Annotated in this window: 18 protein-coding genes; 4 read left to right on the forward strand and 14 right to left on the reverse strand. The window is 38.2% G+C overall.

Annotated elements, in window-relative coordinates; genetic code table 11:
* Positions 1 to 35: 35 nt before the first annotated feature.
* A complete protein-coding gene (locus AC106K_RS06175) occupies positions 36 to 1,322 on the reverse strand; it encodes a sensor histidine kinase (RefSeq protein ID WP_482443796.1) in 1,287 nt (428 codons plus the stop codon).
* 101 nt (positions 1,323 to 1,423) lie between these two features.
* Positions 1,424 to 2,098 carry a response regulator transcription factor gene (locus AC106K_RS06180; protein WP_482443798.1) on the reverse strand — a complete coding sequence of 225 codons (675 nt, stop codon included), beginning with the start codon at positions 2,096 to 2,098 and terminating at the stop codon, positions 1,424 to 1,426.
* Between the two features lie 685 nt (positions 2,099 to 2,783).
* Between AC106K_RS06180 and AC106K_RS06185 the strand changes: the two genes are divergently transcribed.
* A complete protein-coding gene (locus AC106K_RS06185; RefSeq protein ID WP_482443799.1) occupies positions 2,784 to 4,631 on the forward strand; it encodes a chloride channel protein in 1,848 nt (615 codons plus the stop codon).
* Positions 4,632 to 4,737: 106 nt separating this feature from the next.
* Here AC106K_RS06185 and AC106K_RS06190 read toward each other — a convergent pair whose 3' ends face one another.
* Positions 4,738 to 5,682, reverse strand: coding sequence for an aldo/keto reductase (locus AC106K_RS06190; protein WP_482443801.1), 945 nt, complete (start codon positions 5,680 to 5,682; stop codon positions 4,738 to 4,740).
* A gap of 490 nt (positions 5,683 to 6,172) precedes the next feature.
* Positions 6,173 to 7,981: a hypothetical protein gene (locus AC106K_RS06195; protein ID WP_482443802.1), complete on the reverse strand. Its 1,809-nt coding sequence runs from the start codon at positions 7,979 to 7,981 to the stop codon at positions 6,173 to 6,175.
* A 224-nt stretch (positions 7,982 to 8,205) separates the two neighbouring features.
* Between AC106K_RS06195 and AC106K_RS06200 the strand changes: the two genes are divergently transcribed.
* Positions 8,206 to 8,661, forward strand: a complete 456-nt coding sequence (locus AC106K_RS06200) for a hypothetical protein (RefSeq protein ID WP_482443804.1) — start codon at positions 8,206 to 8,208, stop codon at positions 8,659 to 8,661.
* Positions 8,662 to 8,693: 32 nt separating this feature from the next.
* A complete protein-coding gene (locus AC106K_RS06205; protein ID WP_482443806.1) occupies positions 8,694 to 9,197 on the forward strand; it encodes a hypothetical protein in 504 nt (167 codons plus the stop codon).
* A gap of 38 nt (positions 9,198 to 9,235) precedes the next feature.
* Here the strand turns inward: AC106K_RS06205 and AC106K_RS06210 are convergent, their stop codons facing one another.
* The 10 genes from AC106K_RS06210 to AC106K_RS06255 all read right to left on the reverse strand — a co-directional run bounded on the left by AC106K_RS06210 (position 9,236) and on the right by AC106K_RS06255 (position 22,839).
* Positions 9,236 to 10,387, reverse strand: coding sequence for an efflux RND transporter periplasmic adaptor subunit (locus tag AC106K_RS06210; protein ID WP_482443808.1), 1,152 nt, complete (start codon positions 10,385 to 10,387; stop codon positions 9,236 to 9,238).
* Positions 10,388 to 10,394: 7 nt separating this feature from the next.
* Positions 10,395 to 14,732 (reverse strand): CusA/CzcA family heavy metal efflux RND transporter, encoded by a 4,338-nt coding sequence (locus AC106K_RS06215; protein ID WP_482443809.1) that lies wholly within the window; start codon positions 14,730 to 14,732, stop codon positions 10,395 to 10,397.
* 260 nt (positions 14,733 to 14,992) lie between these two features.
* Positions 14,993 to 15,355, reverse strand: coding sequence for a hypothetical protein (locus tag AC106K_RS06220; protein WP_482443811.1), 363 nt, complete (start codon positions 15,353 to 15,355; stop codon positions 14,993 to 14,995).
* A gap of 273 nt (positions 15,356 to 15,628) precedes the next feature.
* Complete coding sequence (locus AC106K_RS06225) at positions 15,629 to 16,309, reverse strand: SIP domain-containing protein (RefSeq protein WP_482443813.1); 681 nt, start codon at positions 16,307 to 16,309, stop codon at positions 15,629 to 15,631.
* A gap of 74 nt (positions 16,310 to 16,383) precedes the next feature.
* Entirely contained in the window at positions 16,384 to 16,953 is a 570-nt protein-coding gene (locus AC106K_RS06230) for a Crp/Fnr family transcriptional regulator (RefSeq protein ID WP_482444748.1), read from the reverse strand.
* Between the two features lie 67 nt (positions 16,954 to 17,020).
* Positions 17,021 to 17,779 (reverse strand): siderophore-interacting protein, encoded by a 759-nt coding sequence (locus tag AC106K_RS06235; RefSeq protein ID WP_482443815.1) that lies wholly within the window; start codon positions 17,777 to 17,779, stop codon positions 17,021 to 17,023.
* Between the two features lie 11 nt (positions 17,780 to 17,790).
* Positions 17,791 to 18,966: an MFS transporter gene (locus tag AC106K_RS06240; RefSeq protein ID WP_482443817.1), complete on the reverse strand. Its 1,176-nt coding sequence runs from the start codon at positions 18,964 to 18,966 to the stop codon at positions 17,791 to 17,793.
* Between the two features lie 86 nt (positions 18,967 to 19,052).
* Positions 19,053 to 20,651, reverse strand: coding sequence for a Na+/H+ antiporter (locus AC106K_RS06245; protein ID WP_482443818.1), 1,599 nt, complete (start codon positions 20,649 to 20,651; stop codon positions 19,053 to 19,055).
* A 177-nt stretch (positions 20,652 to 20,828) separates the two neighbouring features.
* Positions 20,829 to 21,437: a hypothetical protein gene (locus AC106K_RS06250; RefSeq protein WP_482443819.1), complete on the reverse strand. Its 609-nt coding sequence runs from the start codon at positions 21,435 to 21,437 to the stop codon at positions 20,829 to 20,831.
* A gap of 619 nt (positions 21,438 to 22,056) precedes the next feature.
* Positions 22,057 to 22,839, reverse strand: a complete 783-nt coding sequence (locus tag AC106K_RS06255; RefSeq protein ID WP_482443821.1) for a helix-turn-helix domain-containing protein — start codon at positions 22,837 to 22,839, stop codon at positions 22,057 to 22,059.
* Between the two features lie 71 nt (positions 22,840 to 22,910).
* Here AC106K_RS06255 and AC106K_RS06260 point away from each other — a divergent pair, with 71 nt between their 5' ends.
* Positions 22,911 to 24,116, forward strand: coding sequence for a CynX/NimT family MFS transporter (locus AC106K_RS06260; protein ID WP_482443823.1), 1,206 nt, complete (start codon positions 22,911 to 22,913; stop codon positions 24,114 to 24,116).
* Positions 24,117 to 24,196: the final 80 nt, after the last annotated feature.

Raw genomic sequence — 24,196 nt, forward strand, 5'->3', positions numbered from 1 at the left:
AAATTTTGAATTGCCGGAGTCTGTCTATTTTTTAACTATAAATTAACAGTGAAAATATGCTGATTGTTTTCGAATCGATAGCTGATTTTCCAATGATGAAACTTACAGATTTCCTGAATAATCGATAAACCCAATCCGCTGCCACTGTTATCTGTTGAAAGCTTTGAGAATCTTTTGAAAAGTAAATCCGGGTTCAGCCTGTCAGTCCCTGAATTTGAAATTTCAAAAGCAGACTGAGTAAGACTAATGGCTATAGCACCTTCTGGAGATGTGTGGCGAATAGCGTTGATAATAAGGTTGTTGATCAGAATTTCACACAGAATACTGTTCCCGTTTACTTTTACATCTTTAGAAATACTTTCCTGTACGGAAATATTCTTTTGTTCAAAATGTTCTTCAAGAATGGCAATACTTTGATTCAAAAGATGATCAAATGAAATTGTTTCCGTGTTATCAAACTGGTTATTGTCAATTTTCGCCAATAGCAAAAGATTTTTATTGATTCGGGAACTTCTGGTAAGAGCCCTGTTCATATCTTCTGCTAGACGGTATTGTTTTTCGGTAAGGTTCTGATCCTGGAGCAAAAGATCCAGTTTGTTTTTGATGATAGCCAATGGGGTCTGCAGCTCGTGAGAAGCATTTTCCGTAAATTCTTTCTGAGTTTTATAGGCAGACACATTGCGCTCTATCAGTTTATAAAGAGATTGATTGAGCTCTTCAAATTCAGACGTATCGGAAGCCGGGAAGACTATCTTATTCTGACTGTTAAGATTAAATGTTTTCAGTTGATCCAAAGTACCTCTGAATGGCTTCCAGATCGACGCAGAAAGTTTCCTGTTCAGATATAGAAGTCCCACTACAATTACCACAAAGAAAAATACTGTAATCATGGCAATTACAGCAATCGTCTCATGTGATTCTTCAATATTGGTCTGAATGGTAAAAAGGTAAGGCTTGCCTTGAATGTAGATCACTTTTTTAAGACATCTGTACCGTTCTTTTTTTTGTTCCGAGATGAAAGGAAGGTGCTTTTCATAGGTGTAAACAGTATCTCTTTTGATCTGGTCAGCAGAAATCTTTTCAATATCTGTTTCGGGCTGAATGTGGTTCCATAATTCAAGACTTTTCTCCAATGCTTCATCCGATAATTTCAGCTGATTAAATTCGTAGGCTGTTTTCTCTACAATAATCTGGTTATGTTCGTCCAGTTCATCCTGCCAGATGGTATCTACCACAAAATAATACACGGGAATACTGATCATCAGTACAATCAGTACGTAGATAAGAAAAGGTTTTGTGGTTTTGGTCAGTAGAGGTTTCAAATGAATAATGAATTTTGTTGTTTAAATTTTGGCGGTGCAGAATCTGTTTTTATTTGCAATTTACTATTAATTATGTGATCTGTAAAAATATATCATTACCATTAAATCTCCCATTTATAGCCTGTTCCATATACTGTTTTAAGATAATGGCTACATCCGGCATCATACAGTTTTTTCTTAAGGTTTTTTACATGGGCATATACAAAATCATGATTGTCCAACATATCAGCAAAGTCACCGGAAAGATGTTCTGCCAGTGTACTTTTAGAAATCACTTTATTTTTATTTCCGATAAAATAGATCAGAAGATCAAATTCTTTCTTCGTTAATGAAATTATTTCATCATTTACCGCTACTGTTTTAGCCAAAAGATCAATTTGGAGTTCGTTCTGTTTCACCACATTGGAGCTGCTGAACTGCTTCCTGCGAATGATGGAATATACCCTTGCCATAAGCTCAGAAAGGTGAAAAGGTTTGGTGAGATAATCATCTGCCCCCAGTTTCAGTCCCTCAATTTTGTCATCCAGGGCATTTTTGGCAGAAATGATAATAACACCGTCTTCTTTCTGTAGCTTTTTTATTTCCTCCAGAAGTTGAAGTCCGTTGCCATCCGGAAGCATTATGTCTAATAAAATACAGTCATAGTCGAATGCTTCTATTTTCTCCATAGCTTCAGTAAATGTACCGGCAGACTCACAGAGATAGCTTTCTCCGGAAAGATATTCGGAAATACTTTTGGCCAGTTCTGCTTCGTCCTCAACGATTAAAATTTTCATGCGATAAAGCTATGATTAAATTTTGAAGAAATTTTGAACTTCAAATATGAATACATTAAAATTACTTTATTTCGGATTCAACAAAAATCATTGATGGATAGATCATATGATGAAAATGCGCACCCCAAACTAACAAAGTATTTTCCTTTTTACACTTTTAAAATAGTGTATTCTAAATCATTATTTCTTTGTGATAAAAATATTGAAGCCTTTTATTTTTTGACGCAAAGTCTTAGTTTCTTTGTATTTACTTTAGGGAGCAAAGGCTGGAATCAACAAAGTTGATTCGTTGAAGCGTGTGTATAATCATATCGCTTCATCATCGATGAAGTAGCTTCCCCTAAGCTCCCTTAAAATAAAGCATCCGAATTACTATTCCTTTGCGATAAAAAATATTGAAGTTTTTTCCAACGCAGCCTTCACAAAGTTCTTTATTATAAGAATGAAGAATTCCGCTCACAGAAACGCTGACATTTAGAAGAGACACCTTATTGGGTACATTGCTAAATGAAATGCCCTTGCGAACAAAAACAGACATACAATTCATAAAAATCCTTTCCGTATTCCTGGTGTTAAAAAAATAAGATTATAGTTTTTAAAAAGATCGTTTTACGGGTTTTTGTAAGATATTTCATAAATTTACAGTGCTGTATCAATTTGATGACAGTTTTAAAACGTTTCCCCGGTGAAAATTCACAACAAAAAAAAGTACCTAAGCTTCCTTAAATTTAAAAGAGATTTCCAGAAATACGGATTAGAAAAAGCACGCAGTTATGAGCTTATTCTGCATTGGCTGAACAACAGATTGAGCCGGAATCAGTTTCTGGTACTTTCCGGAATCCTGGTAGGCTGTACGGCGGGTCTCGCAGGAGTGATCCTGAAAACCCTGGTACACAATATCCATTATTTCATTACCAATAAAGTCCATTTTGAATACCAGATTTTATTTTATATCGTTTTCCCTTTTTTAGGGATTGTTCTTACTACTTTGATTGTTCTTTCTCTTTTCAAAGGTCAGGACCGAAAAGGAATTGGGGCTATTTTGTACGAGATTGCACAGAACTCCAGTATTGTAGCTTCCGTTAAAATGTATTCACAGGTTATTCAGAGTGCCATTACGGTTGGACTGGGAGGTTCTGCAGGATTAGAGAGCCCGATAGCCGTTACAGGAGCAGCCATCGGATCAAACTATGCCCAAACATACAGACTCAGTTATAAAGAGCGTACCTTACTTTTGGCTGCGGGTGCCACAGCAGGGATTGCTTCTGCATTCAACGCGCCTATTGCAGGAATAATGTTTGCCTTTGAAATTTTGCTGACGGGAGTCGTTTTTACGGATTTTATTCCGTTGGTGGTAGCGGCAGTCTGCGGCAGTCTTTTGTCGAGAATTTTGCTGCAGGAAGACGTTCTTTTCAGATTTTATACAAGAGATCCTTTCAATTATAAAAATGTACCATATTATCTTATCCTGGGATTGGTCACTGGGTTGTATGCACGCTATTTTGTGATCATCTCTCAGAAAGTGGAACATTTTATCAAAGGGCTTAAGCTTTCAAGAATGCGTAAAGCGATGTTTGGAGGTGCTGTGCTTTCCCTGCTTTGTGTGCTGTTTCCGCCTTTATTCGGGGAAGGATATGAAACGGTAAAGGCTTTTACCAATGGAAATACCTACTCGATTATTGAGAATAGTTTTTTCAGATATTTTGAGATTGGAGACTGGACGATCATCATATTTTTAGTGCTGGTTTTGCTTTTAAAAGCATTTGCCACTTCTTTTACCATATTCAGTGGGGGGAATGGTGGAAATTTTGCCCCTTCACTCTTTGCAGGAGGAACTTTGGGCTATTTGTTTGCGTTGGTTTGCCAGCATATAGGATTCACTGATGTTCCTGTGACCAACCTTGTTCTTGTAGGAATGGCCGGTGCAATGAGTGGTGTATTGTATGCGCCGCTTACTGCGATCTTCCTGATTGCCGAATCAAGTTTTGGTTATGATTTGTTTATCCCGCTGATGATTGTTTCTGTGATGTCTTATCTTATTGCGAAATGGTTCTCTCCTATTTCTCCGGAGCTGAAATCTTTGGCGGATGAAGGAAAGATCTTCACCAACAAACATGATAAGAATCTTTTATTTGCTTTGAGAACGGACGATTTTATCGATAAATATTCACAGACGATTAATGAAAATGCTTCTATTTCAGAATTATTTGAACTGGTAAAAAACGGAAATAAAAACATTTTTGCTGTAGTAGATGACAATAGAAAATTGAAAGGCATCCTTACGCTTGATGACATCAGACCTTATCTTTTCAATAAAGAAACCGATCCTGCACAAACGCTGATCCAGGTGATGAAAGCTCCCCCGGCAATTCTTCACCGCGAAGATAAACCATTGGAAATCCTTCAGACCTTTGATGATACCGGAGTATGGAATCTTCCTGTAGTAAGTGAAACGAATGATTTTATAGGGTTTATTTCAAAATCTTCTATTTTAATGAGTTACAGACAGCTTCTGAAAGAATATTCTGATTAAATAAAACTTACAAATTAATTAACTTTTAAGCATTAGGAAAATATAAAAAATCCGTTCAGTACCAGACTGAACGGATTTAATTTTAATCTATAATGAAATCTGAAAATCAGTTGCTTGCTTTATTTAATACATCAAGATCTTCTTTATCCAATACAAGTTTCGGAGCATTGAATAAGGTTTCCAGTTGTGAGGCACTGGTAGCACTTACAATAGGTGCCGTAATCAAAGGATTGGCTAATAACCATGCCAGGGCAACGGTACTTTGAGGGACATTATGCTTCTCTCCTACCTGATCTAAAGCTTTCAGGACTTCAAGGCCTTTAGGATTCAGATATTTTCTGGCTCCTTCTCCTCTTGCACTCTTTGTAAGATCTGCTTCATCACGGTATTTACCTGTCAAAAATCCTGCTGCCAGAGACCAGTATGGAAATACACTCAGATCAAACTGTTCTACCAAAGGAGCATAATTTTTCTCAAATCCTTCTCTCTCCATCAGGTTGTAATGAGGCTGTAATGCTACATATTTAGGAAGATTATGCTTTTCTGAAGCCTCAAATGAAGCTTTCAAACGTTCAGGAGAAAGGTTAGAAGCGGCAATATAACGTACTTTCCCTGCTTTGATGATTTCGTCATACGCTGAAAGTGTTTCTTCTACCGGTGTTGTATGGTCATCAAAATGGGTATAATAAATATCGATATGATCAGTCTGAAGTCTTTGTAAGGATTCGTCAACAGATTGTAAAATGTGCTTTTTACTGATGTCGAAACCATGTTCTTTTGTTTCTGAACCTACTTTGGTAGCAAGAACAATATCTTTACGGTTGGCGCGGTTTTTCATCCATTTTCCGATGATCTCTTCAGACTGTCCGCCTCTTCCGTTCACCCACCACGAGTAGGTATCTGCCGTATCTACAAAATTGAAACCTGCTTCTGTAAACTGATCCAGTATATCAAAAGATTGTTTTTCGTCCAGTGTCCAGCCAAAGACATTGCCTCCAAAATTAATAGGAGCGACGCTCAGATCGGTGTTTTTGATCTTTCTTTTTTCCATAAAAATAATTTTACTAAGTGAGTTCTAAGGTAAGGAATAATCGGTCTGAAAAGTATTCAAAAAAGACATTCGAATCATAGTTATTATAAATGAAAAAGCCGATGGTTCCTCAATTATTTTGGATAATGTATTATTGATTATTGTTGAAAAAAATACAATGATGCAAAAGGTATCGGATAGCTTTATTTTTTTAGGCTGCAATATTTTTTTATGCCGCGAATGCACGAATAAAATAGCAGAGAAGATAATTTTATTATTAATGCAGTATGTTGAAAATTTGTCTATAAAGGATTGGTTGTGGTAAAAAAAGAAAGGAAACTTTTGTAAATTTAATAATATATAATTTGCAGATGTCTTAGAATACACAAATAAAAAAGAATTCGTGCATTCGTGGCAAAAAAAACACAATCTTCTGTTTATAAAAATTCAATACAAAAAAGCAGCCTCCGGGTGAAAGCTGCTTTTCTCATCTATACAATTAAAAATACTGTTACTTTTCAGCCTGTGGTATTTCAATGGCTGTAAGCTCCAGTTTATAGTGCTGCAGTTGCAGGCTGATCGTCTGTAATCCGTTTCTGAAAAATGATGACGTTGTAAACAGATTATGGTAATAGTCTATTCCCTCCAGAACATTTTTCCTGAAACTGTTCCATTTTTTAGTCTGGGAATGTGTAATCTGAGCGGCTGAATCTGTAATTTCCTTTTTTAAATAATCAACATACATTTTCAGTTCATTGATAAACATATTCGGACGCTGATTATCTGATAGGATGTTGGTGTTGCCGTAGATATGCTGTACCATTTCTGAGAGTGAGACTTCTTTATCAAAAAAGGCGATATTGGGTCCGGGGCATATCACAACCCCCTGTTTTTCTCCTTTTATTTCAAGATCCTGCTCCATGTATGCTGCATTCACAAGCCCTACACACAGGCAGGCCTTATCTGTAATTTCAGATTTCTTTCTGTGATAATTTTCCTCTGTTAAGGTTTCCCGGAGCGTTTCAAGCTCTTTCAGTTTAATATCCTGGTATTTTTTAGATGCCGTGCAGGTTCCTTCCTGAGAATATTCTTTGCTCAGCGCCAATAGTTTTTTCGGGCATGAGCTTCCGTATTTTCCTTTGCTTTCCTTTTGATACTTCAAAATTTCATTCGAAGTTCCCCGTACTGTATTGAAAGGGACTCCCAATGGAGAAATATTACTTAAATAAAAATCCTGCTGTTTGGATTGTACAAGCAGGTTTCGGGTTTCGGTATCTACAGAAGTCGCTTCAGGGACCAGTAAAAAAGGAGATCCCCATCCTACACTGTCCACATGGTAATTATGAAGCAAAAAATCATGTTCTTCCGAAGTCCCTACCCCTCCCTGAACTGTAATTTTCATGTCCAGTGGTTCTGTTACCACAGGTTTCCCTTTCTGCTCCAAAGCTGCAACCATAAGGGTGTGAGCAGATTGTATCAGATCATTTTTCTTTTGCTTAAATTCTTCCATGATAGGCCCGAGGAGCATTCCATCTGTAGCAAATGCATGTCCGCCGCAGTTCAGCCCAGATTCAATTCTGTATTCTGAGACCCAAAGTCCTTTTTTGGCCAGGAAATTTCCCTGGATCATAGCAGAACGGAAGTCACTTACTTTTAGGATGATCTTCTTTTTGATCACTCCGTTTTCGTCCGGAAAAAAGTCTTCAAATTCTTCCATATAACTGTACAGACGGGGATTCATCCCGGCAGAAAGTACCATAGAAGAAGATAGTTTACTCATGGCAAACCCACGGAGCGATGCATGGGCATCATTGTACATCACGGGGAGCTGCTCGTTTTTTCTGTAATTATCCTTATCCACTTTTGTCATAATGTTGACATCAATACTTCCCGGCTTCAGATTATACTCAATAAAGTTTCTGATATGAGTACCCCAGTTTTCTTTTTGGTTGATAAGGTTTTGAAGGCTGTTTTTCAGTTCGGAGGTATTGGGCAGTATGGCTATAAAGTCTTTTAAGGACTCTTTGTTTTTACTGAGCTCCTGTTTGAATGATTCAAATTTTTCATTCACGATGTCATCCACCATATCCAGATAGGCGGTGATTCTTTTGGCTCTGTAATCTTCGGTTTTTGTTGAGATTCCCAGATAATCAAGATTAAACTTTTTGTTGTAAAAGTTTTTCATTCTTTCCAGGATTTCATCATCAATAATCGAGATTACGGAAGATATTCCATATTGGGCAACACGAATCGGGCTGTCTATTGTATAAGCCAGTCCCATTACCGGAATATGGAAATTGTGTAAAGGTTTTGTTGTCATATTTTCAAAAAAATTCTTTCATAATGTGACTAAAAAATCCTTTCAAACTATTCCCGTTAAAAATATCATTTTAAAATTAATTATGCATCAAATAACACCTGTAATATTGGAAAATATGTCAAATGTCAGCTTTTGTGAATATTTTTGAAAAATCATTAATAAAAAAACAGTGATAGCAGGCTCATTGTCCTTTTTTATTATCTTTATCAGCTAAGTCAATAACCATGAAGAGAAATAAAGGACTGATCGTTGGGATAATAATCATGCTCATTGCTTTTTCGTCATATATCGCGATGTATATAACGATGATCGGCGCAATGATGGCCATGAGTGCTGCTCAGACTCTATCTGGTGCTATTGGTGATCTCTTTGGGATCAGTTCGGATATGACAAGCCATATCACTACCGATCTTATTTTACTGGGAATTACCGGGATCGGGTATCTGTTTTCTCTCCGGAAAATTAAAAATGAAGGTTTATCTTTTGCTGTTCTCTTAGCTTTTATGGTTTCCATATTTATTTTCGGAAGTGATTTATTATTCCAGTTTGAAAGAATGAGAGTTGTAAAACTGGATGGTCAGTTTGGGTTTTATATTTTTGAAAAAGTGGCTAATACGGGAATTCTGTATCCGGTGATAGGATTTATTTATGACAGATGCCGAAGAAAAATTCAATTATAATCATAATGCGCAGATTATTTATTTTATGCTTAATGGTAAGCTCAATATCCGTTTTCTCTCAACATGCCAATGAGAGGCTGGTAGAATACCTTAAAGAAGCAGACAGCGTTTTGCTGACCCATCACGAAGATCTCCTTATTGATATTTGGAAACCCGGAAAAGTACCTATAACACAAAGGAGAACATTACTTAAAAATAGCAGACCCAACGAAGAAATAATAAAAAAACAGGTCTTATTATCTCCGGAATTACGTGAGGAGTTTATCAACATGATAAAAGGGCAGAAAAAAGATAAATATTGGGATGGTGCCTATTGTTTTGAACCGCACCATACTATTTTCATCTATAAGGCTCATCAATGGGAAGCTATTGATCTGTGTTTTGGATGTGATCATTATAATTTCACTCCCAATATTCCTGTCAATAAGGAAGAATTTTTATTTACTTATCAGGATTGGAGAGATCTGGAAGCCTTTTTTATAAAACTGAACCTGTATGAAAAAAAAGAAAGCAAAAAAGACCCGTCTGTAAAATAGTTCTTTTTTGCTTTCATAGATTAGAAAATAGGATGTTGCTATTCTGCTTTGTTTTTCAGCATCATCAGAAGACTGTAAGCTCCTTTCTGTACAATTTTCTTATCCTTTAAATAATCTGCTTTGATAATTTCTGTAAACTGATCATCCGAAATTCCGGTAACCACAGGAATCATTTTGTAATTGGACTTTCCAAGGTCTTCAAAAACATAATTTTTATTCTCAAAAGCTACGACAGCTTCGTTCGGCAGCCCCTGGGTATAACGGCTGCTGATATTCACTTCCGCATTGATGTACATCCCTTTTACAAATTCAGAATTCATGGAAGATAATTTGGCTACAGCTGTTGCAGCACCTCCGGCTTCAATACTGGGTACCACGCTTACAATTTTAGCATTGGATTTTACATCAGGTTTCTGATTGTTGTATACCAGAATTTCCTGGCCTACTTTCACGTCATTCACATCGTTTTCAAAAACTTTTAATTCCAACAGTAATCCGGCTGGATTGATCAGTTCAAACAAAGTATCGGCAGGGTTGATATATTGCCCGTTATTCACCAGTATTTTACTTACAAAACCGCTAAATGGCGCATAAATATTGATTTTACTTCGGATATTTCCGGTAGTCAGGCCTTTGGCGTTGATCCCGATAATGCGAAGCTTCTCTTCAAGCCCTTTTAATGTTGCATTTAAAGTAGAATAGTCTGCCTGTGCTGCCTGCATCGTCTTATCACTGCTGGCTTTGCTTGTGTTCAGATCTTTCTGACGGGTAAAATTCAGTCTCGCAGCCTCCAATTGGGCTTTGGTTACCAGATAATCCTGCTGAAGCTGTATAAACTGAGGATCTTCTACTACGGCAAGTACCTGTCCTTTGCTGAAATGACTGCCATTGATCACATTGATGGACTTGATATGCCCGCCCATAATGCTGGACACTGAACTGATATGAGAAGGAGCAATTTCTGCTTTCCCGTTCAGGCGTACCAGCTTTTCCATATTTCTGTTTTGGATGGAAGTGGTCGTTACGCCTACAGACTGAAGCTGCTTTTCAGTAAGATGCACGGTGTTTTCGACGCTTTTACTAAACTTGGTATTTTCATAGACAGTCTTTTCCTCTTCTTTCTTTCCTGAGCATGAAGATAAAACAAGTGCCAGTACAAGGCTGTATATTGATGTTTTTTTGAAATGCATTACGCTGTTATTTTGAAATTAAGAAATTAAGTTCCGCTCCGATCTGATTGAGTCTTTCCAGTTGGTCAATATAATCTGCTTTTGTTTTTACGGCCTGATTGACTAATATGACCCAGTTCAGATAATCAATTTCTCCCACTTCCATTTGCTTTTGTGCTGTTTTTAAGATCGTTTCAGACTTTGGAAGCTGTTTCTGTTCATAATTTTCGATGATTCTTTGTTGGTTCATATAATTACTGATCTGCTGTCCCAATCTGTTTCTGAGTTCAATTTCTTTACGTTGATACTGGTTTTCAGTAATTGCAATTTTTGCCTGTGCTGCTTTTGCCAATGCCCGCTGCCCTTTCGTAAATAAAGGAAGTCCCACACCTACCTGCACCGAATTGAAACGGTTATTGTTGATGTTTTTCATACTCTGGTTGGTATATCCTACAAGAAGCTCGGGAAGCAGTCTGCTTTTTTCAAGCTGTACTTCAGCCTCTCCCACTTTGATCTGCTGCTGCAGGTACTGAAGTTCCGGATGTTGTTTTACCCTATCTTCTGAGATCTGAAGCCCAATATCCATCGTAGGCTTTTCAGCAACAGGCTGATAAGGTTTTTCAGATTGCAGCAATACCTGAAGCTGAAGTTTTGAGATATTGAGATCATTTTCAAGATTGCTCAGCTGTACTTTGATCTGTTCCTTCTGAATTTCTGCTGTAGATTCTTCCAGGACATTGGCTTCTCCTTTTTTTAGTCTTAAAGAAGCTTTTTCAGCAAAACTGGTATACAGCTGGCTGATGTATTCCAATACTTTTTTCTTTTCCTGAAGCACTAAAATTCTGTAAAAAACATCCGTAACCTCTTTGGTAAGCTGTACCTTGGTCAGATTCTGACTGATCACACTTGCCGTCCATTCCGCATCCAGCATCTGCTTTCTTTTGGAATACACCGTAGGAAAACTGAACCTTTGAGAAATTCCGAACGAATTATCAGTTTCTTCTCCCTGAATCTGCCCAAATCCGCCTGTAACTTCCAATTGTGGAATATCCAGATAACTTGCCTTCAGTTTTTCCTGATATTCAGAAATTAATTTTGAATTTTTAAGCGTTCCGTTCTGTTGAAAAGCTTTTTCCAAAGCCTGATCATAAGTAATGTTTTCCTGGGCCTGAATACTTCCGAAGGACAGCAATACCAGTAAAACAGACAGCTTTTTATAGTTGAGTTTTTTAGAGAATTTCATTTTATCTTTATTAATATGTTCAAATAAGACGTAGAGAATAGGAAGTACAAATAAGGTTAAAAGAGTAGCGAGCATCAGACCACCGATAACCACTGTTGCCAGAGGTCTCTGTACTTCAGCTCCGGCCCCGTTGCTTAATGCCATTGGAAGGAATCCTAAAGAAGCTACAAAAGCGGTCATCAAAACCGGACGAAGCCTGATCTTTGTTCCCATCAGCACAATTCTGCTGGTGTTGGTTACTCCATCTTTTTTCAATCGGTTAAATTCTGAAATCAGTACAATTCCGTTCAATACGGCAACCCCGAATAAGGCAATAAACCCTACCCCTGCACTGATACTGAAAGGCATTCCTCTCAACGCCAGAAAATAAACGCCTCCGATAGCGGATAAAGGAATTGCGGTATAGATCAGCAAACTGTGTTTTACAGAACCAAAAGCAAAGAACAGCAAAAGGAAGATCATGACTAAAGAAATAGGAACAGCAATCCCCAGTCTGGCTTTTGCTTCATTTAAATTCTCAAAAGTACCGCCATAAGCAATGGTATATCCGGGAGAAAATTTAAGATTTTTGCCCGCTTTCTGCTGTAGTTCCTCCACAATAGACTGTACGTCTCGCCCTCTTGCATTAAATCCAACGATAATTCTTCTTTTGGTATCTTCTCTCTGGATCTGATTCGGACTTTCCTTAAGTTCCACTGTTGCCAGTTGGGATAACGGAACCTGCTCTCCGGAAGCTGTAGGAACCAGAAGATTCCGGATACTTGTAATATCCTTTTTATGTTCATTATCCATTCGCACCACAATGTCAAATTTTTTCTCTCCTTCATACAGAGCACCTGCCGTCTGTCCTGCAAATGCCATATTGATGACTCTGTTTATGTCTGCTACAGAAATGTTATAACGTGAAAGTTCTGAGCGGTTGTAATCAATAACCACCTGCGGAGCTCCTACTACAGGTTCTATATAAAGATCCTGAGCGCCTTTTACAGTATTGATGACGCTTCCCAGTTTTTTGGCATAAATCGTAAGACTGTCCAGGTTTTCACCATAGATTTTACAGACAACATCCTGTCTTGCTCCGGTCATCAATTCGTTGAAACGCATCTGTACAGGAAACTGAAAACTGGTCGTCAATCCCGGGATCACACTTAAAGCTTTGCTCATTTTCTCGGAAAGCTCCGGGAATGAGCTTGCAGAAGTCCATTCTTTTTTAGGTTTTAGCACAATAATCATATCTCCGGCATCCATAGGCATTGGTTCTGTAGGAATTTCAGCACTTCCGATCTTTACAACGATCTTCTGTATTTCCGGAAACTGTTTTAGAAGAATTCCGGAAGCCTGTGTCGTTACTTTCTTCGTTTCACTGATATTGCTTCCCTGAAGGATTCTCATTTCCACAGCAAAATCCCCTTCTTCCAGCGATGGAATAAATTCGCCTCCCATTCTGGACAAAGTGAATACAGCACCTGCAAAAAGAACCAAAACGGTAAGAATAATGGTTTTTCTGTATTTAAGGGCTTTCATCAGGAGCTTCTGATGACCTGTTTCTACTTTAGACATCACTCTGTCTGAAATATTTTCTTTTTCTTTTTTCTTTTTGCTCAAAACCAATGAACTCATCATCGGAATATAAGTAAGAGAAAGGATAAATGCTCCAATAAGAGCGAATGCTACGGTCTGGGCCATAGGTTTGAACATTTTACCTTCAATACCCTGAAGCGTGAAAATCGGAAGGTAAACGATCAGGATAATAATCTGCCCGAAAACCGCGCTATTGACCATCTTCGTTGCTGAACCTGAAACCTGTTCATCCATCTCCTTTTTGCTGAGCATATTGTCTTTTCCGAAATGCTTTTTATGGGCCAGCTGATGCAGAACGGCTTCCACAATAATGACGGCACCATCCACAATCAAACCGAAATCCAGCGCCCCAAGGCTCATCAGATTCCCTCCTACACCAAAGATATTCATCATAATGATGGCAAAGAGCATAGCCAGGGGAATTACCGAGGCAACTAATAATCCGGCTCTGAAGTTTCCTAAGAACAGAACAAGGATAAAAACAACGATCAAAGCCCCTTCCATCAGGTTGGTCTTTACCGTACTGATCGTATTGTTTACCATTTTGGCGCGGTCCAGGAAAGGCTCAATAACCACTCCTTCAGGTAAAGATTCCTGGATTTTTTCCAGTCTTTGTTTGATATTGGCGATTACTTCGTTGGCATTTTCTCCTTTTAGCATCAAGACAATAGCTCCGGAAACTTCGCCCGTATCATTATAGGTCATAGCTCCATATCTGGTAGCATACCCGATTTTTACAGACGCAACGTCTTTGATATGGACAGGAATGCCCTCTTTAGTTTCAGCTACCTGAATGTTTCCGATGTCTTCCGTACTGCCCAGAAGTCCTTCACTTCTGATAAAAAGGACCGTTTCTTTTTTCTCGATATAAGCTCCTCCGGTATTCTGATTGTTGCTCTCCAGCGCCGTGAAAACATCATTGATATTGATGTTGAATGCCTGAAGCTTATTGGGATTGATTGCTATTTCATACTGCTTCAGTTTTCCTCCGAAGCTGCTGACGTCTGCGACTCCTTTTGTCCCCAGCAACTGACGTCTTACGACCCAGTCCTGAATGGTTCTGAGTTCCGTTTCGTCATATACATTTTCATATCCTTTTTTCGGACGTACCACATATTGGAAGATCTCTCCCAGTCCTGTGGAAATAGGCCCGAGTTCAGGTTTTCCAATGCCGGCAGGAATATTGTCCTGTACCAGCTGTAAACGTTCCTGTACCTGCTGCCGGGCCCAATATACATCTGTTTTGTCATCAAAAACTACAGTCACCAGAGAAAGCCCGAAGCGTGAAAGACTGCGGAGCTCGGTGATACCGCTGATATTACTGGTGGCCTGCTCGATAGGAAACGTAACAAGCCGTTCTATGTCTGCCGCTCCATAAGACGGAGCTGTGGTAATGATCTGAACCTGATTATTGGTAATATCAGGCTGTGCATCAATGGGAAGTCTGGTGGTCTCATAAATTCCAAAAAGGACGAGTCCCACTGTAAACAAGGCAATGATGAGTTTATTCTTTACAGAAAACTCAATAATTTTATTTAACATGAAAAAATTATTAATTGATAACCCGGAACAGCTTATAAGAATATTTCAACAGCTTAATACAAAAGTTCTTAAACATTTTAGCTAGCTAAGTCACAAATTGGGTCGTATAATCATTACAATTAAATTTGTGAAAACCTTATCTAAGTAAAGTTTTGTTTTTGGCTTAAAAAGGCTACAAACGGCAACGGATTATTGATATGTAACAAGAATTGAGTGCCTTAAATAAGAGTTTAAAGCATTGGTTTTCAATCTGAAATCAATTAAGAAAGCCGTGGAGGCTGGAAAATACTGGAAAGGTAAAGGTTGGAAAAGTCTTTTTCCTGATAGATGTTGTTTTTCTGAGGAACAGCAATTTCTTTAGGTTTTTTGATCTCGAAACTGAGCTCCGGAAGCTGGGCATGTACAGTGAGTACAATAGGAGGATTGATAAAAGGTAACTTCTGATCAGCATCCCAGTCAGCATCTTTTTTATGATTGTCATAATGTTCCATGACAAATTCTGAAAGACTTCCGTGATATTCCATATAATGTTCCACAAACATAGGTACCTTAAGTACTTCCCCCGCATTGGTGGTAGCCAGCACATACATCATTGAGCATAATATGGAAATCCATTTTAACATTAATGCAAATATAAGGCTTAATTTTTTTCAAAAAAAACAATTGAAGATTAATTTTCCTTTAAATAAAGGGTTTTAGAGGCCTAACAACAGAGTTATATGACCATAACTTTTTACTGAACCTGGCCAGATAATGATATTTTAATTTCGTCTTTGATCAGTAAAATTAAATGATTTCGTGTGAACACTCTACTTCATTATCTTATTCATTCTAAAAAAATAAAGTTTCGAGTTTCAGAAGGATTGATCCATGCTTTATTTCAATGACGTTCTTCTTCACAATGAATTTATATAGACATTCCGGAGGTCAAAAGTAGAATGATTTTTCAGATATTCATAGATAAAAGTACTTGAATCACCAAGGATGTAAGCGATGACATCAGGAATATTTTTTGGAAAGTGTTTTTGTATATATTCCAGAATCTTTAAAGGATCAATAGGCTGAATGCTATAACTATTTAAAGGAAAGCTGTGATCCAGATCCGGAAAAAGATCACTTTCCTGTTCTGCATATATCAGGCTGGTGATGGTTTTACTTACAGGCAAAGCTCTGTTGAGCTCATATAAACCGGGTAATGCCTTCACATCACCAATGAGGAAATAATGATCCGCACTAAGATCCAAAATAAAAGAATTAGAAGGAATTTTGAAAAAAAGAAGATCTCCTTCCTGAAGGTTTTCCAGCCAATGTTTTTCTTCATGATCAGAAAAGGTAACGGCAAAATCAGCGGTATGGCGGATCGGTTCATATTCCCAGAAAGTATATTTCCTGCTCTTATTCTGAGTCGTATAAGAGGGATTCGACCAATAAAATTCTATCATCATTCCTGTTGTGTACTGCATCTGTGAAAAAGCAGGACTCTGAACTTTTATATGAAAAGTCTGAGCAGTTATTTTATGTTTAAACAGGATAATGCCCATGAAAAGATCCAGAGGCTGAGACTGAAGATTTACCATTGTTTTAAAAAATTAAGAATACAAATTTGGAAATCAACACCTTTTAAAACATTGACCTGAGTCAAAAAGAGCGATCAAAGTTTTGACTTCAGCCTGCTCAGTGTTTCCTGTGAAATATTGAGATACGATGCCACCATTTTGTTGGAAAGCCTGCGGACGATGATAGGATTCTCATCCAGAAGCTGACGGTACTTTTCGAGGGCATCCTGAACAAGAAAAGACATCAGTCTTTTCGTATTGGTCACATAGGCGATTTCAAGATAAATTCTGTAAAATTTTTCCCATTGCGGAATAATATCCAGCAAATGATAGAAATTTTTGTGGGTAATGTAGTAGACTTCCGAATCTTCCACAGCCTGAATAAATTCTTCAGAGGGCTCAGAAGTAATAAAACTCACCAGTGCAGTAGCAAACTGATTTTCAAAAGCAAAATATCTGGTGGAATCCTGCCCTTCTTCATTGATAAAGAATATCCGCAGACATCCTGACGTTACAAAAAAAGTTCTCTGGCTGGATTGACCGTTGGTAAGAAGCAGCTCCTTCTTCTTTAGTCTGATCGGTTTAAAATAAGATAGAATGATAGCCATTTCTTCCTCTGTTACCGATATTTTACTTTTAATATATGAAATCAGTAATTCTTCCATAGAGTCTAAATCAGTCATAGGCAAATGTAATGATAAATGCTTTATCTGCCTTTGTTTTTACTTATATTCAGTCTTTTTCAGAATGTTCGCCCTCAGATTGCCCGGCTTTCCAGTAAGAACATGCATATATGCCGTGTGAGTCCCACTGCAGAGTGCCTTTAAAATAATCTCTGAGCTCATGGACTGTAGTGTATTCAGCGGCAATGTAAACATATTCTTTTAGAACTCCCGGAGGAAAGACCACTTTCCGGGTATATTCGGCAAGGCGGCTACCTTTTTCCGGTTGGGGATTATGAAGCCATTCCACAGAAATATCTGCTGCGGAACATAAAACGAGTTCATCCTCTTTCCCATGTACTTCCAGTATTACTTTTGCTATTACATAGGAAGGCAGCTGCTCCACAATAGAGCAGATTACAGGTAAAGCTGTTGCATCTCCCACAAGAAGGTAAAAATCAGCATCAGGAACCAGAGGTCTTGTACTTTCTTTCATTCCTATTTCCAACGAGTCTCCGGGAACTGTTTTTAATGCCCATGCCGAAGCGGGAGCATGATCCCCATGAGATACAAAATCTACCGTCAATTCCCGGTTTTCCAGGTCGATCTTTCGATTTGTATAAGTTCTTACCAATGGCTCATTACTGTCTTCGGAGGAAGAAGGAATAAAGATTTTATTATTGGAACCGGAATGTACAGAAGCCAATAACTCAGCCTGAGATTCATCTATTTCAAATACCACACGAATAAGATGCGGAGTGATGAATTTTTTGTTTTTAACAATAAATACTGAGCGTATTTTTCTTGTCTTCATTGAATTCGTTATCATAAAAAAGGTATTTATTTTTTGTTAAATAATAAAATGATAATGGAGAGAACGCAGCTGATGCCTCCGAATAAATAGACCGACTGATAATCAAGCCATCCTGCGATCAATCCGGCTATTGGCCCTGCAAGTCCTAATGAAAGGTCAACAAAAGCTACATAAGCTCCTAAAGCAGTTCCCCGCATCTGAGGTTTCACCTTTTGAATCGCCAGAACGCCTAAAGCAGGAAAAACCAGTGAAAATCCAATTCCAGTCAGTCCACATCCGATAATCGCCAGGGTCTTCGAAATTGAAGTCCAGATCAGTACCTGTCCTATTACCTCAATGATCAAAGAAATAAAGGCAATTTTGAAACCTCCATATCGATCTGGCCATGAAGCAAAAAGCACTCTGGTCAGCACATAACAGATTCCGAAAGCCATAAAAGCAAGAGAGGCATCCCCCCAGTTTTTTTCTGTAAAAAATAAAGCGATGAAAGATGCAATACACCCAAATGCCATTGATGAAAATGCCAGACTGAGCCCTTGTCCGGATATGGCCCCGATCACTTTGTAAAAAGGAGTTCTTACGTGATCTTTATCCACAGGAATAGAAGGCAGTTTTGCGGTAGACAGCCAGCTTACCAACGGAAGCAATGCAATAAGAACAATTGCAGGCAGAACGCTGAATTCCCTGCTCAGCCAGATACTCAGAGGGGCTCCGATGGCAATCCCGGCGTACATGGCTATTCCGTTCCAGGTCATTACTTTTCCTGAGTTGGAATGCCCTACCAGACCTATTCCCCAGGTTAATGCTCCGGTAACCAGAAAACTTTCTCCTATTCCGTGAATGATTCTTGCCAACACTAAAAAAAATAGAGCCAAAAAGCGGTCTGTCTGTAATACTACGGCTAAAATATAAGCTACCCCGGCAATAATAGCTAAGATAACACCGGTCATTTTACTTTTTTTCGCTCCTTTGGTATCCGTTATCTTTCCGGAATATGCTCTGGTCATAAGCGTTGAAAGAGACTGAAGCCCAATGACAAGTCCTATGATAAGGCTGTCAAATCCTAAATTGTTCTGGACAAACTTCGGGAGTACTCCCAAGGCAATTCCTATGGTAAGGTATACCCCGAATACGGAGATAATAATAGGCGTTGTGGCCTTATAAAAATTAATAGTCTGCCCTTTTTGTAATGTTACACTCATAAATTTTGGTTTAATAATTATTCGGGTGCAAATGTCTTTGTACGGGGAATACCAAACTTTGATTTAGATCAAAAAAGGACCAACAGTCATTCAGAATCATCAGCCGCAGCGAGTTCATGCTGTACAGTGGTAGTCCAGAAATCCAGTTCCATTTCTTTTTTACGGATGGTTTCAAGCGTAAACGCTCCTTTATGATAGAATTGGGCAAGTGCTTGTCTTTGGTAGGCTGCAAGTTTCAATTCCAGTTCAAAATAAGTCCTCTTCCATTCCGTCTGCTGTGAAAAAGTTGTTTCTGTCCTGTGATTATGAATTTGTAATTCTTCCTTTTCAAGCTTTTTTGTCATCGTTTTTACAGCACTTTCTTCATTGCCATAATTGGTCTGGTAATTATTCAGGAAAGAAAGGGATTTTTTGAGCAGCAGCAAATTCAGATCTTTTTCTTCTTCTTTGTCAGAGACAGAAGGCTTGATCATACTGATCAGTCTGGGCAAGGTAAGTCCCTGAATGAGTAAAGTGAAAATAATAACCACAAAAGATATAAATAATACAGTATCTCTCTGAGTGATCACTTCACCCTGGTCATCCCGCAATGGCAATGCAAGTGCTGCGGCCAGAGAAACTACCCCACGCATTCCTGACCATGACAGAATGATATATTCTTTCTTTGATGGGGTAAGAAAACCTTTTTCGTGAGCTTTAGTTTTATTAAAAAGCGGAAATAAAGAAAGTACGGCTAGCCTTATCGCTACCAGAACGGCAAATATCAAAAGACCATAGAGGATAAGAACCGGCAGTTCATGTCCCGGTATATGAGATACAACACCTGGCAGCTGCATGCCAAGGATCAGGAATACAAGACCATTCAGAACAAAAATAGCAACGTCCCAGAAATGGCTCATCTGCATCCTGCTCTCCGTTTTGAATAATGAAATGGAATTCCATGAAAGATACATTCCCAGTATAACGACTGCCAGTACTCCGGAACAGCCAAGATGTTCAGCCAGGCTATAGGCAGCGAATGGCAACAGGATAACGGCAAAAGTGTCTGCACTGCTGCTGGTGTTAAAATATCTGTGAAGCTTCAGGAATACAAAACCAATTACAAACCCCACGATAATTCCGCCAAAACTGATACTGATAAATTGAAATCCAGCATTCCAAAAAGAAAAAGCTCCACTGGTGATGGCTATGACGGCACATTTATAAGCAATCAGTGCAGAGGCATCATTCAGCAGGCTCTCCCCTTCCAGAATCGTTGTCAGCTTTTGTGGGAGCGGAAGAGTTTTTGTGATGCTTGTTGCCGCTACAGCATCAGGGGGTGAAATAATGGCCCCTATGACAAATGCAACCGGCCAGCTGAAACCCGGGATGATACTATGAACAATAAGAGCAATAATGGTGGTGGTAAGGAAAACCAACCCTATAGCCAATACTGAAATTTTCGGGAATTCTTTTTTGAAATCGGGAATTGAAGTATTCCAGGCCGCATCAAACAATATGGGCGGAAGTACCACATAGAAGATCATTTCAGGGCTCATATCAATAGAAGGAACAAGCTGGGTAAGACTTAGTATCAGTCCCGCTGTCACCAGAAGAATGGGAAGTGCAAGTTTGATCCTGTCTTTTACGGAAATAATGATGATCAGAATGATGGATACCCAGATGATTTTTTCAAGTTCTACCATAGCTTTATATTAAGCTGCGAAAATAAAAAGCTGGTTTTTCAGGAACTTTGATGTAGATCAAAAAGGAAAGAAGATTTTTTTATATAATAAGCAAGTATTAAGGAATGTTATAGTATTATTTTAGTGCATTATAATCACTTGTTAAACAATAGCTTACGTTTCATGCCCTATCTCAGACTAATCAAAATCCAGAAAACCATCTGTCAGCTGTTTCCATTCGATCTTGGCAATTCCCATGATTCCCCCTGCGGCTACCATTATATTTCTGAGAATATCAAGTCCGTTGGCATTGAAGTTTGGAGTTTCATTGCGCCCATATACTGCTGCTTTCAAATGGGTTTCGTTTCTGGAAATAATAAAAGTGGAAGTAGCCCGGCAAGAGTAAAAATGAGCAATATGGCTATTTTTTCCGTTTTTTGGATCTCGGGAAGGGGTGCAGGTCATTGCAATGTTTTCTGAATGAATATCCTGGAAGTAGCAGATATTGGTAATTTCTACCCAATCATAGCCTTTGGCTTCAGTTTCTCCGGGACCGGGAATATTGATCCGGATAAAATCTCCTTTCTGGGGCCGACGTTCAACGGGATTTCCATTGAAATTATAAAGCTCAAATGAAGCAAAAACCTTTCCACAATAGCTTTGCCATTGATGAACCATAAAAAATCTTTTCTTCAGGATTTCAAATTTTAACGGGAGAAGAGCCTTCTCAAAGTATTTACAACTTTCTGTATCATGAAAACCACCAAATCTTTGTTGAGGGACTCCTTCTATAGATCTTTGTTTCATGGGATGGATTTAAAAAACAAATAAATGAAAATCATCGTATTTTTTTTATGAGTATGATCACAATTGGCAAACTGATCTAAAATCATTTTTTGATCTGAAATCCGCTTCCGGAATTTCATATTTCAGATAACTAACTCAATTTAAGTTGAAATATTTTTTATAAAAAATTATTTTTTTTACGTCGGAAAATTATTTTTTTTCAAAAAATACAGTAAACAGAAAAGCACTGTTGATGCAGTCCGTAGCCATGTGTGGGGTCGAATTTTTAAATATTAAACAAAATTGAAAAAGCGTTAAAGGATATTTATTTTTACTTAAAATAAATAATATTTAAAGAAAATGTACATATGATGCGCTGCATAATATAAATTTTGCTTATATTTGGGGATCGAAATAATTTTTTTTCATCATTTGTGTTTTTTTAAGGTCTCCATTCTTGGGGACCTTTTTGTTTTAACGAATATCATAATGGAAAATGTGTTATTTATATGAAAATATAAATAGTGTGAATTATAAGATTTTTCAAATGAGTCAAAATCTTTTACAGAACTGATTTTAGCGATTTTTATATTCTTATAAATCCCTTTTTTAAATTCAATTTCTTAATCATCTTTCAATATTATTGGATATTCTTTATAAAATCTGTAGGCCTGAACTGCATCACAGACTGAAAACTCCGGGTGTAGGCCTGTACACTCTTATACCCTACTTCATAGGCCGTTTCTGAAATGGTAAAACGGTCTGAACTCAGAAGCTCAAGGCTCTTGATGATCCGGAGCATTTGCTGGTACTTGATCAATGTAAGCCCCGTTTCTTTTTTGAAAATACGTTCTAAGGTACGCAATGATAATAATGCAGTATCAGCAAGGTCTTCCATTTTAATGTCTTCGCGGTAGTGATGATGAAGATGGTCAATCACTTTGGCAAGACGCTTATCTTTGGGCAGGCAGATATGAAGTTTCAGAGCGTGTTCTACAAAATGAGGCAGCTCATTGAAAAGAGCTTTCAGAAATATATTTTCATCCTGATCCCGGACAAGCAGTTTGGACCATTTTTCGGCATATCTGATCATCTCCTTCAGCACCGGAGGAACGGAAAATACATTCACTTCGCGGTAGAACGGATCCTTTTTATCAACATCAGCGAACATGATCATAAGTTTGATCTTTTCAGAATGTGAATTGGTTTTATGAATGGCATGAGGAGGAATCCATACAGCATGGTTTTGCGGAAGCAGGTAGATCCTTTCCTCAATAGTGATGTATTGAAAACCGCTTTCTACATACACCAGCTGCCCTTTATCGTGCTGATGAAGAACATCATCGTGGATCCAGTTTTCTTCGAACCACACAAAATAGGGTTTATGAAGTTCATCTATTTCGATACTGTTGTTGGCATTCATGTCGTTTCAGGTTAAAACTTTGGCAAAATTAAACAAAATTACTGTGCTAATTTTGCACAAAAGTTTTTATCATGATGAAGAATGAAATAAAAAAGAATGCGTCCTATGTTTTAATGATCATCAATATTCTGGTCGTTATTCTGATCTCAAGCAATCTCCGCTCTCCAATTGTTGCAGTAGCTCCTGTACTTGGCGAGGTGAGAGAAGCCTTGAATCTGGATAATTTTCAGGTCAGCCTGCTTACCTCTATTCCACTTTTTATGTTTGCTGCCTGTTCTGTTTTGGTAAGCAGATTTTCCAATACTTTTGGAATCAGTAAGCTTCTGATGTATTCCGTGATTATTTTAAGTTTCGGGTTGTTTCTTCGGATTTCAGGATCTCTCTGGCTGTTATTTCTGGGATCTTTATTCATTGGATTGGGCATATGTATTGGAAATGTGGTAACCCCTGGCTATGTTAAAAATAATTTTCCAAAACAAATTGGCCTGATGACGGGTATTTTTGCCGTATCAATGAATCTTACCGCTGCCTTGGCTTCAGGTTTCAGTGTGAAAATCGGAGAATGGACAGGTTTCGGATGGCGTGGCTCTCTGGGAATCTGGCTGGTGATTGCTGCCTTAGGATTATTGGTTCTGATACTGGAGCTTATTTTCAATAAAAAGAATACAGATCAGCCTAAAACGGCATTAAGTACTTCTGATTTTAATATGTTCAAATCTTCACAGGCCTGGAATATCAGTATCTTCATGGGTCTGCAGTCTTTGTTTTACTATTGCATAGTTGCCTGGCTGCCTTCATTCCTTGGGGATTATCATATGCAGGGCGAAAGCTCGGGATGGGTACTTTTTGTCATTCAGATCACCATGATTCCGGTGACATTCTGCTGCCCGATCATTGCCAGTAAAATGAAAGATCAGCGAATCATGATCCTGTTTATCTGCGCATTGATGTTTGGAAGTACCATGATGTTTGTCTTCTTAAAATCTCAATGGATCTACGTAAATGCTGTGATCATAGGGATTTCGAACGGATTGTCTTTTAGCTTGTCTATTCTGTTCTTTTCCACAAGAACGAAAAGTAGTATCAATGCGGTGAAAATTTCCGGAATGGCACAATCGGTAGGTTACCTGATCGCAGCGTTTGGACCTCCAGTATTCGGAAAGCTACATGACTGGGACATTTCCTGGAACAGTTCATTTTATTTTCTGAGTGCGGCGGTATTGCTGATGTTCTTTTTCGGAATGAGAGCAGCGAGAAACAGATATGTGGAAGATTAAAACGCTATAATGGGTTAAAAATAAAAACGATTGTTTCAAAGGAGTCAAAATTTAACCTTTGAAACAATCGTTTTTTTATA

Source organism: Chryseobacterium sp. FR048, from assembly GCF_056844665.1.